The 9663-nt window shown below is 59.8% G+C and carries 9 protein-coding genes; 6 read left to right on the forward strand and 3 right to left on the reverse strand.

The annotated features are described in order from the left end of the window. Positions 1-924, forward strand: a 924-nt coding sequence (locus tag AC1XOS_RS15630) for a hypothetical protein (protein WP_481963154.1), incomplete at its 5' end; no start/stop codon positions are given. Positions 925-928: 4 nt separating this feature from the next. Here AC1XOS_RS15630 and radC read toward each other — a convergent pair. Then, on the reverse strand, positions 929-1612 hold the full coding sequence (radC, locus tag AC1XOS_RS15635) for a RadC family protein (RefSeq protein ID WP_481963155.1): 684 nt from the start codon (positions 1610-1612) through the stop codon (positions 929-931). 72 nt (positions 1613-1684) lie between these two features. Between radC and AC1XOS_RS15640 the strand changes: the two genes are divergently transcribed. Both AC1XOS_RS15640 and AC1XOS_RS15645 read left to right on the forward strand, forming a co-directional pair. Then, entirely contained in the window at positions 1685-3559 is a 1875-nt protein-coding gene (locus AC1XOS_RS15640; protein WP_481963156.1) for a hypothetical protein, read from the forward strand. Further along, the gene (locus tag AC1XOS_RS15645) at positions 3556-4077 is read left to right on the forward strand and encodes a DinB family protein (RefSeq protein WP_481963157.1); all 522 of its coding nucleotides are present in this window, start codon (positions 3556-3558) and stop codon (positions 4075-4077) included. The genes AC1XOS_RS15640 and AC1XOS_RS15645 overlap by 4 nt, the downstream gene beginning before the upstream one ends. Here the strand turns inward: AC1XOS_RS15645 and AC1XOS_RS15650 are convergent. After that, positions 4066-4671, reverse strand: coding sequence for a hypothetical protein (locus tag AC1XOS_RS15650; protein WP_481963158.1), 606 nt, complete (start codon positions 4669-4671; stop codon positions 4066-4068). The genes AC1XOS_RS15645 and AC1XOS_RS15650 overlap by 12 nt on opposite strands. A 50-nt stretch (positions 4672-4721) precedes the next feature. On the opposite strand from AC1XOS_RS15650, the gene AC1XOS_RS15655 reads away from it, so the two are divergent. Genes AC1XOS_RS15655 through AC1XOS_RS15665 form a run of 3 tightly spaced genes read left to right on the forward strand, consistent with a single transcriptional unit; the run spans position 4722 to position 8852 of the window. Next, on the forward strand, positions 4722-5459 hold the full coding sequence (locus AC1XOS_RS15655; protein ID WP_481963159.1) for a class I SAM-dependent methyltransferase: 738 nt from the start codon (positions 4722-4724) through the stop codon (positions 5457-5459). Further along, complete coding sequence (recF, locus tag AC1XOS_RS15660; RefSeq protein ID WP_481963160.1) at positions 5450-6583, forward strand: DNA replication/repair protein RecF; 1134 nt, start codon at positions 5450-5452, stop codon at positions 6581-6583. The genes AC1XOS_RS15655 and recF overlap by 10 nt, the downstream gene beginning before the upstream one ends. Before the next feature lie 37 nt (positions 6584-6620). Continuing rightward, on the forward strand, positions 6621-8852 hold the full coding sequence (locus AC1XOS_RS15665) for a glycoside hydrolase family 95 protein (protein WP_481963161.1): 2232 nt from the start codon (positions 6621-6623) through the stop codon (positions 8850-8852). Here the strand turns inward: AC1XOS_RS15665 and AC1XOS_RS15670 are convergent. Then, positions 8842-9663: 5'-nucleotidase C-terminal domain-containing protein (locus AC1XOS_RS15670; protein WP_481963162.1), on the reverse strand; the 822-nt coding region annotated here is incomplete at its 5' end. The genes AC1XOS_RS15665 and AC1XOS_RS15670 overlap by 11 nt on opposite strands.

The following is a 9663-nucleotide window of genomic DNA, read 5'->3' on the forward strand; positions in this document are numbered from 1 at the left end:
GGAGTGGCGCAGGAGACGGCGCTCTCTCTCGCGGCTGTGGGAGGAGCCAAGGGAACCGGCGCAAGTATCACTGTCACCACGGGCCAGTCGGCGACAGGGGCAGCGACCGAGCAAAAGCAAGGGGTGGGCGTAAAACTCCAGCCATCGCCTAAAGTCACTCTCTCGGCAGAGCAAAAAGATCAGGTCATTACTCCCTTTATGCCCGATGGTAAGACAGGAACCGTGAAGAATATCACGAGCCTGACGACGGGGGCGGAGCTCATGCCAATGCCAGGAACCAAGCTCACCGGAGCCTTTCAGTCCACGGAAGATGGCACTACACGGGTAGGAGCCAACAATTATGGTGCTGCCTTAGGAACAGAAAAGAGTGCCTTCCAGTTCACCGGCAACCTCAAAGACCGCTTTGCTCTGGGAAGTGCCACACCCAATGTGGCGGCAAACTTAGATACAGCTAACGCAAAGTTGGCACTACGGCCCTTTGCCGGTTTCCAAGTAATGGGTGCCTATACTCTCAACCCCGAAGACCCCGCAAAACAAAATCAGATCAATCCCCTGACACGTCGTGAGTACGGACTCGCGGCCAACCTGGGGGCGATTCAGCTTGGTGGCACGTATGCCATGAATGAGTACAATGCCAAGCACCCTGAGGCCGTTAAGGCAGGCGCGGCAACGTTTGGTGAGTACCAGGTGAACCTGGGGATGCGCTTCAGCCGCTACACCAATCTCAATGGTACCTACAAGAACACGTTCTTCTATGGCGCAGGCCCGAAAGGCTTGCAAGTTTACACCTTTGGACTGACACACAATGTTGGCTCCACCATGAACCTTACCATGGGGGGAAGCATGACCTCGAATCTTGCCATTGCGTCTGGAGCACAGCGCAACGAGTACAAGGCTGAGGCCAAGCTTGGCGTTAAGTTTTAGAGTGCTAGAATAGTCCTTTCTCCTTGAGTGAGACCCAGCGGTTGTCGCCTAAGACGATGTGATCGAGTATCTCAATCCCCAGAAGCTCCCCGGCCTCTGCGAGGCGCTTGGTCACGGCGATATCTTCTGGGCTGGGTGATGGGTCGCCCGAGGGATGGTTGTGGGCCACAATCAGGCTCGCCGCTCCATGACGGATGGCCTCTGAGAAAACCTCGCGGGGGTGCACGATGCTGCTGGAGAGATCCCCGACACTCACCGTCCGGCTCCGAAGCACGCCGTTTTTCGTGTCCAAGAGAAGGGCCATGAAGTGCTCACGCTTCTCTTCGCGCAGCATCGGCCCTAGTAGATTGTAGACATCGCGCGGGGAGCGGATCTTGGTGCGCTCCTCCGGGCTTGCCGCCACCAGCCGCCGCCCTAGCTCAATGGCCGCCTTGAGCTGTGCCGCTTTTGCTGGGCCGATCCCGTGAACCCCAGCCAGCTCCTCAATCGTGGCATGCGACAGCCCGCGTAGGTTCCCGAACTGGGCCATTAAGTGATCGGCCAGCCCTACCGCGCTGTATTTCTCCGTCCCGGTGCGTAGCAAGATCGCCAGAAGCTCCGAGACAGAGAGCACGTCGGCTCCGTAGTGGATCAGTCGCTCGCGCGGGCGCTCCTCCGTGGGAAGCTCTCGAATTCGTGTATGGTACATAGGTTTTGGTTTCCTCCAGCCCTAGAACGGGTGAGAGATGCCAATTCTGATAAAAACGGCTAGAATATTTTCATGACGACCTATGAAACTTTGTTTCTCATTCCCAACCTAGCTGGCAATCCGTTTGATCCAGAACAGAACAATGTTGTTGTGGACTTCTATGGCACAGGCGGAAAGACCAAGACCATACTTGCCTTTTTCGATGGTGGTACCACCTGGAAGGCACGCTTGACGGCAGAGGGCACTTGGAGAGCGCAGCGTGTGATCCGAAATGGCTTGCTGGTAAAGACAAAGCTCACCACAACCTCACAGCCGCAGCCTTTGCACTTTGTCCGGCGCAAGGGGCTAGGCTTTGCCTACGACAATGGCAAGCCCTACTGGCCCATGGGGCACAACGTGGCATGGCGCTCGGGCAATTTTGATGTGGCCGATGCCTTTGCAAAAATGGGTGGAGCGGGCGAGAACTGGTCGCGGGTGTGGATGTGCCACTGGGACGGTAAGAACCTAGACTGGGACACCAAAGACGACACACTCAGCTTGACCGTGGCAAAGCGCTGGGATGGGATTGTGGAGGCTGCACAGAAGCATGGGATTTACTTCCAGCTCGTCTTGCAGCACCACGGGCCCTACGCACTTAATGTCAACTCTAACTGGGGCGAGAATCCGTGGAATGTCAAGAACGGCGGTTTTTTAAAGACCACAGCGGAGTTTTTCACGCACCCCGAGGCACGGCGGCGCACCAAAAATAAGCTCCGCTATACCATTGCCCGCTGGGGCTACTCCCCGAGCATTCTGGCATGGGAGCTTTTCAACGAAGTCGAGTGGACGGAGGGCGCAAAAAACGCACCCAAGACCGTGGAGACATGGCACAAAGACATGGCGGCGTATCTGCGCAGCCTGGACATTCACCAGCATCTTGTGACGACCAGCTCCCATCTGCCTGGCGGTGATCTCTACGCGGCGGTGGACTACGAGCAGCCCCACGCCTACCCGCCGGATCTAGCGGCCACAGCGCTCTCCGTGAAGCCAACAAACAAGCCGATTTTCTACGGCGAGATCGGTCCTTCGGGAGATCTCAATGGCGATGATGGACGGTACTTAAAAGCGGGGCTCTGGGCCAGCCTCTTCTCGGACGCGTCGGGGGCGGCGCAGTACTGGGCCTGGGAGAATGTCGAGAAACGTAACCTCTACGGGCTCTTCAAAGCGGCGACGGGATTTATGGCAGCCTCGGGCGTGACGGCGCTACGTCCGGCAACCGTAGCCGTCACGACACCCGATGGTGGCGTGGCATCATCGGGGCCGGGAAAAGGCTGGGGGGAGACCAAGCGCACTCTATTTCCTGTCCGTGCCGATGGCACGATCGAGGGAATCGGGGAGATGCCCAGCTTCTTGCAGGGCACCGCGCACCGCGAGATGTTCCCCAAGGCCGACTTTCCCGTGACACTGAAGCAGGCGGGAAGTATCACAGTAGAGGTGCAGACTGTGGCACGCTCTGGGGGGACTCTGGCCATCAAGCTCAATGGAAAGACCATCGCGGAGAGAGCCTGGCCCGCTAGCGGGAGCGACACTCAGGTCAATGCCACCCTCACGGCGGCAATTCCCGCAGGCACCCATACCCTCACCCTCGAAAACCCTGGCGCGGACTGGGTGACGATCCGCAAGATCACGGTGGGGCCTGTGGGAGCCAGCGTGTCTGTGCGGGCAAAGGCCGACAGCACCCGCGCCGCACTCTGGCTCCGTCGCACAGCAAACGAGGCCTATCCTAGTGATGGGACACTCACGCTCAGCGGCCTGCGCGTCGGTGCCTACAAGCTAATCTGGTGGGACACGGTGGCAGGCAAAGCGATTCGTGAGCAGAGTGTCCGCGCCACAGCCAGTGGTCAACTAACCATAACTTTTCTTCCCTTTCGCGGCGATATCGCTGCATTTTTAAAGAGAGTAGGATGATGCAAGAGAGATTTTTAGCCCAAAAAGTGCGTGGTTTGACCCTCGCCGAAAACCTCACCGACGAGCAGCTCAACGCCCGCCCCGACAGCGATACTTGGTCGCTGGGAATGCAGCTCGATCATATTGCGATATCACTGGAGAAAGCCGTCGGCGAGATGGAGAAGTCGCTTGCGAAAGGCATCCCCTCAGGTGATCCTGCCGCGTGGAGTCCTAACTTCTTTGAGCGCAAGTTTATCGAGATGGTTGGAGCCAGACCCGGTGGGGCGATAACGCCTGTTCCCAAAGGCTTTGAGCCGAGTGAGGCGCACTTAGAGAAAGAAGCTCTCCTGAGCCGCTACGCCGAGGCACACGATAAATTTGTTGCCGTGATCGAGCGCACGGCAAGCGCCGATCTGAAGCGCATCAAAGTCGCCTCCGCCGCACTTCCCTTGCTCAAGCTCTCGCTGGGGGCATGGTTTGCCGCGATGGCAAACCACACCGACTATCATTTAGAGAAGGCAGCGCGCCTAAAGCCCTGAGCTGAGCACGCCGCCTGCCTTGGTGGAGACCGCACGCGTCGCGGGAATTCCCGGTAGCCCGAGCTTCTCCGCCAGAGTGGTCTCCGGCTTTGCCGCGCCTTGTTGACTTCCCAGCCCCTTAAACACTTCTAACTTCTTCGGTGCGGGAGGCAGCATCCCTGTCCAGCGCACAGACTCCAGGAGCTGCGAGAACGCCACGACGCCTTTCTCGGCACGGGGCATGGGGGCGGTGTACTCAAACACATAGAGATTCCCCGCAAAGAGTGCGAGCATCTGGTAGCTACGAACCGGCTTGCCATACTGGAGGCGCTCGATCCCAGAAAAAGACGCGGTCGCGCCGCTGACCTGCATGCCCTCGGCGGAGCCACGCAAGAAAGTCTTTCCGGGGAGCTTGGGGTGAAAGTGGGCGTAGACCTGGGCCGACGACTGTGGCTTCAGCTCGGTGAGGCCCGTGTTGCGCTTCCAGAGCTGGACGGTGATTCGCTCGCCCGCTACTGTCAGGCCACACCAAAGATAGCCCGGCACGGCGACGCGTCGAAAGCCAGCAGGGGCTTCAAACGAAAACTTTTCTTTCGGGTAGTTCATGCGGTTCATAAACGTCATTTTCGGTTGCCAGAGGCTTTGCCTGAAGTACAATAGCACTTGTGGATGACGATGCGTTTTATTTTTCTCCCGCCGAGGGCTTTGCACGGCTGGCCGACACCTACGATCTACGGCTCTCCGGCAACCCGATGTTGCTTTTAGAGACCTCACAGACTCTGGCGGCGCTGCCCAATGTGGCCGGAAAAGCGGTCGCCGATATTGGCTGTGGCACGGGGCGCTATGCGATTCAGTTGATGCGGCTCGGTGCGGAAAAAGTGGCGGGGGTGGATCTGAGCCCGGCGATGCTGGAAGTGGCGCAGCACAAGTCCCACAGGGCGGAGCTACCGATTGAGTGGGGAGTGGGCGATCTGGCCGAGCATATCCCCATCCCGGATGCCACGCTCGATGCCGCGGTCTGCGCACTGGCCCTGACTTTTGTGGAGTCTTTGAACACGGCGTTTGCGGAGCTGTCACGGGTGCTGAAGCCTGGCGGCGTGCTGGTGGTCTCCGAGCTCCACCCGCTGGGCCTCACTTTGGAGCGTGCGGCATCAAGTGCGGTGTTTCGCAAAGACCGTGCGCCGTACCTGCGCTTCACCGACCTCCAGGGTCAGGAGTGCCGCATCGCCCGAACCCCCCACACCCTCGCGGACTATGTCAATGCGGCATATGCTGCCGGGCTCACGCTCACTTTTGTCGCCGAGCCGCTGGTAGATACGCGCCTTGCGGTGACCTTTGGGCACTTGAAAGAAAAAATCGGCTTGCCTTTGGCACTCATCCTGAGGTTCCAGAAGTGCATGTAAGCCGCTTAGAGCTCACGGATTTTCGCAACTATGTCCGCTTGGATTTCTCACCAGGGGAGCGGCTGAATGTGCTGGTTGGCCCCAATGCGCAGGGCAAGACCAATGTGTTAGAGTCGCTCTACGCGCTGGCGACGACCAAGTCTCACCGGACAAGCCGCGATACCGAGCTGGTGCGCTTTGGTGCCCCACTGGCGCGAGTCGTGGCGGAGGTGCAGAAGCGCGGCGATATTTCTAATGACTTAGAGCTTGCCATTGGTGCGGGAGGAGTGGGGACATCGGGGAAGCTGGTGAAGCTGGGAGGGAGTAAGCAGCCGCGCTTGACGGACTTACTGGGGCACTTAAACGCGGTGCTTTTTGCCTCGACGGATCTGGATATTATCCGGGGCGAGCCCGATGAGCGCCGTCGGTTTCTCAACTACGAGATCAGCCAGCTCTCGCCACGCTACGCCCTGGCACTGGCGGCGTATCGCAAGGCGCTGGAGGGGCGCAATCGGCTCCTCAAAGACTTCAAGCATGGCCATGGGGATGTGGCATCGCTGGAAGCCTGGACCGCGCCGCTGGTGGAGCACGGGGCAAAGCTCATTGAGCGCCGCCGAGACTGGCTGCTACGGCTTACAGCGCTTGCGGGGCCGATCCACGAGTCGCTGACGGGTGGGCTGGAGACGCTCGATGTGGGCTATCAGGTGTCGTTTCCCCTCACCGATCTCAGCGTCCCCGAGGCGTTTCTTGCCTCGCTAAAAAACGTCCGCCGCGAGGAGACCGCACGCGGCGTGACAACGCTAGGGCCACAGCGCGATGATCTGACGTTTCGTATCGGGCCACCGGGCGGCACGCTCTTAGACGCCCGCACCTACGGCTCTCAGGGCCAGCAGCGCACGGTCGCACTTGCCTTGCGCCTCGCGGAGCGTCAGCTGATCGAGGAGACCGTCGGGGAGCCGCCGATTGTCTTACTGGATGATGTCCTCTCTGACCTAGACGAGAGCCGTCGCAACCAGATCTTCGCCCTCTCCCTCACGGGCGGACAAACGTTTTTGACAACCACGGATCTCAGCCCGATCCCACTGGATGCCGTCAAGAACGCCCGAGTGATCACCGTTCGCCAAGGCGTCTTCCGCGATGTCTAGCCCTGTCTTGCGGTAGCAGTGGTAAACTCAACGCAGTATGCAGGAAACAACTCTTTGGTATGAACAGCCCGCCGCCGACTGGAACGCGGCGCTTCCCGTGGGCAATGGGCGCTTGGGGGCGATGGTCTTTGGCGGGATTGAGCACGAAAGAATCCAGCTCAATGAAGAATCGCTCTGGGACGGCTACGCGCAAGACCGGCACAATCCAAAGGCAAAGGCGGCGCTACCGGAAGTGCGCAAGCTGATCTTTGCAGGCAAGCACCAAGAAGCCGAGGCACTCTGCAAAGAGGCACTTTTGGGTATCCCAGAGCGCATCCACTCTTACCAGAGCCTCGGGGATTTGTTTATCGAGCAGACACTTCCCGGCCCGACAAAAAACTACCGGCGTACCTTAGACCTAGACACGGCAGTTGCCAGCACGGCGTTTACGGCTAAGAGTACACGCTTCACCCGCGAGGTCTTCTCCAGCGCCCCCGATGACGTGCTCATTGTCCGCTTTCACACCGATGCACCCGAGAGCCTGAACCTCAAGATTCGCCTCGCACGCGCTGCCAAAGACGCGAATCAGACCTTGGAGATCAAGGCCATGGGCCGCGATAGCCTGGCGTTGCGTGGCCAGATCGAGCGCGAGGGCAGGGGGCTTCACTTTGCCTGCTTTGTCCGTGCCCGAGTTGAGGGCGGCTTGGTCAAGGCCACCGACGACACGATCCAGATCGTGGATGCAACCGTAGTGACGCTCTTTCTGACGGCCCGAACGAGCTGGCAGGCACGCAACCCCGAGGACGCGCAAACCACGCTAGAAGATGCCTTTCATCGCCCCACCACTGAGCTGATTGCCCGCCACCAGGCCGAGCACCAGCGGCTCTTCCGGCGCACGGAACTCTCACTTCCCGCCACGCAGGCTAAGCTGCCCACCGACAAGCGCCTCAAAGAATTTCCTGAAGACCCCGGACTGGCGGCGCTGTACTTCCACTACGGGCGCTACTTGCTCCTCTCCAGCTCCCGCTCCGAGAACCTGCCCGCCAATCTGCAAGGGCTCTGGTGTGAGCACATGAAAGCCCCGTGGAATAGCGACTACCACACCAATATCAACCTCCAGATGAACTACTGGCCCGCCGAAGTGACCAGCCTCTCGGACTGCCACGAGGCGCTTTTTGCCTATACCGAGAGCTTGGTCGCTCCCGGCAGAGAGTTCGTCCAAAAACACTACGGCTTCAAGCGGGGCTGGGTGGTGCACCATCTCTCGGATATCTTTGGTTTTGTCGCGCCCGCCGACGGGATCTGGGGGCTCTGGCCACTGGGTGCAGCGTGGCTCTGTCAGCACCTCTTTGAGCACTGGCGCTTCGCTCCCGAAAAACAGAAGCACCTCAAGCGGATCTATCCGATTCTGAAAGGTGCGTCGGAGTTTTTGCTGGACTTTGCCGTCGTGGGGCCAGACGGAAAGCTCACCACGTGCCCGTCGCAGTCGCCGGAGAATAGATTCCGCACAAAAGAGGGCGAGGAGTCTTGGTTCACCTACGGCGCAACGATGGACCTCCAGATCATCCGTGAGTGCTGGGAGAACACGCTGGCCGTGGCGCAGCTCCTTGGCACCGATGACAGCTTCCAGAGCGAGCTAGAGCGTGCCCTTGGAAACCTCGCCCCGCTACAAATTTCTCCCCGCGATGGCCGTCTACAGGAGTGGCAAGAAGACTACGACGAGCCCGAGCCGGGCCACCGGCATATCAGTCATGCGTATGCTTTCTACCCCGGCAATGCCATCACGCTCCGAGGCACCCCCGAGCTGGCCGAGGCGCTGAAGAAGACCATCGTGGCCCGACTAGCGCATGGCGGCGGGCACACCGGCTGGAGCCGTGCGTGGTTGCTCTGCCTCGCGGCGCGCTTCGAGGACGGCAAGGCCGTGGGCGAGCATCTGCAAGCCCTCTTTACCCAGTGCACGCTCCCCAATCTCTTCGACTCCCACCCACCTTTTCAGATCGATGGCAACTTCGGCGCGACAGCGGGAATCGCGGAGTGTCTTCTCCAGAGCCACGCCTACGAAGTGCATCTCCTACCAGCTCTGCCGCCTGATTGGAAATCAGGCAGCATCACGGGCCTGCGGGCACGCGGCGGGATCACGGTGGAGTCGCTCGCGTGGGCAGAGGGCAAGCTCACACAAGCCACTCTGGTCGCAAGCCACACCCTCAAAGTCCCCGTACGCGTTCAGGGCTCAGCGCACACCAAGCTCATCACGCTTCCTGCCGGAAAATCCGTGGTGATTAAGGGGTAAGCTTTCCGAGCCCCACGATCACGGCTTCACGCAAGTCGCCGCCGACACTGAGGCGGCTTGCGTCTATTTTGAGTGTCCCCGTGGCCGTAAAGTCCACCAGCGCAACCGTGTAGAGCTTCGCGGGATCGCTTACGGGGGCGCTCAGGATCAGGCCCTTGTTCTTCTGCTTTAGCTCGGTCAGCTCCGCGCCGGTCATCGTCAGAGTGGCGACTTTATTCTTAAAAGGCATCACGGCCCAGATATCGTAGCGGGTGAGCGTCTCGGTGCGGAAGGCATCGAAGAATCCATCGCCCTCTACATGGAGCCCAATTTCCGCGTTGGTTGCTTTGGCGAGCGCCAGAGCCACCGCCTCGCTCGTGTGGCGCGTGCGCTCGTCGGGTGTGGCCCCCAGAAAGCGCTTTGGCAAGAGCACCGTGGGGCCGTTCTTTAGCGGCGCAGCGTAGGCATCCGCGACCGCTTTCACGTCTTTTGCCTCTTTGAGCTTTGAGGTAATGGGGAGCAAGGTGTAGTCGTAGCTCGCCAGCTTCCAGCCACCGGCAGGCGTTTTGGCAAAGTGTAGGTCGAACTTTCCGAGATTCACTCCAAACTCGCCGGTCTGGACAATCGGAACCCCGTTGACCTCGACCGCCTTGTACAGAAACGTGTGCGAGTCCCCGCCGACAATCGCATCAATGCCCGGCACCTCTGCGATTTTCTTATCGTCGTCCACGCCCACGTGCGTCAGCGCCACCAGCACATCGCAGTTCTTACGGACAACTGGCACCCACTTTTTGGCCGCCTCGACCGGATCGCCGACCCACCAGCCCTTCAC

It is taken from the genome of Armatimonas sp., from assembly GCF_964826245.1.

Bases quoted from the DNA above. Each gene is read 5' to 3' on its own strand.
- AC1XOS_RS15665 (WP_481963161.1), top strand. From the start codon at position 6,621: ATGCAGGAAACAACTCTTTGGTATGAACAGCCCGCCGCCGACTGGAAC.
- AC1XOS_RS15640 (WP_481963156.1), top strand. From the start codon at position 1,685: ATGACGACCTATGAAACTTTGTTTCTCATTCCCAACCTAGCTGGCAAT.
- AC1XOS_RS15645 (WP_481963157.1), top strand. From the start codon at position 3,556: ATGATGCAAGAGAGATTTTTAGCCCAAAAAGTGCGTGGTTTGACCCTC.
- AC1XOS_RS15650 (WP_481963158.1), bottom strand. From the start codon at position 4,671: ATGAACCGCATGAACTACCCGAAAGAAAAGTTTTCGTTTGAAGCCCCT.
- radC (WP_481963155.1), bottom strand. From the start codon at position 1,612: ATGTACCATACACGAATTCGAGAGCTTCCCACGGAGGAGCGCCCGCGC.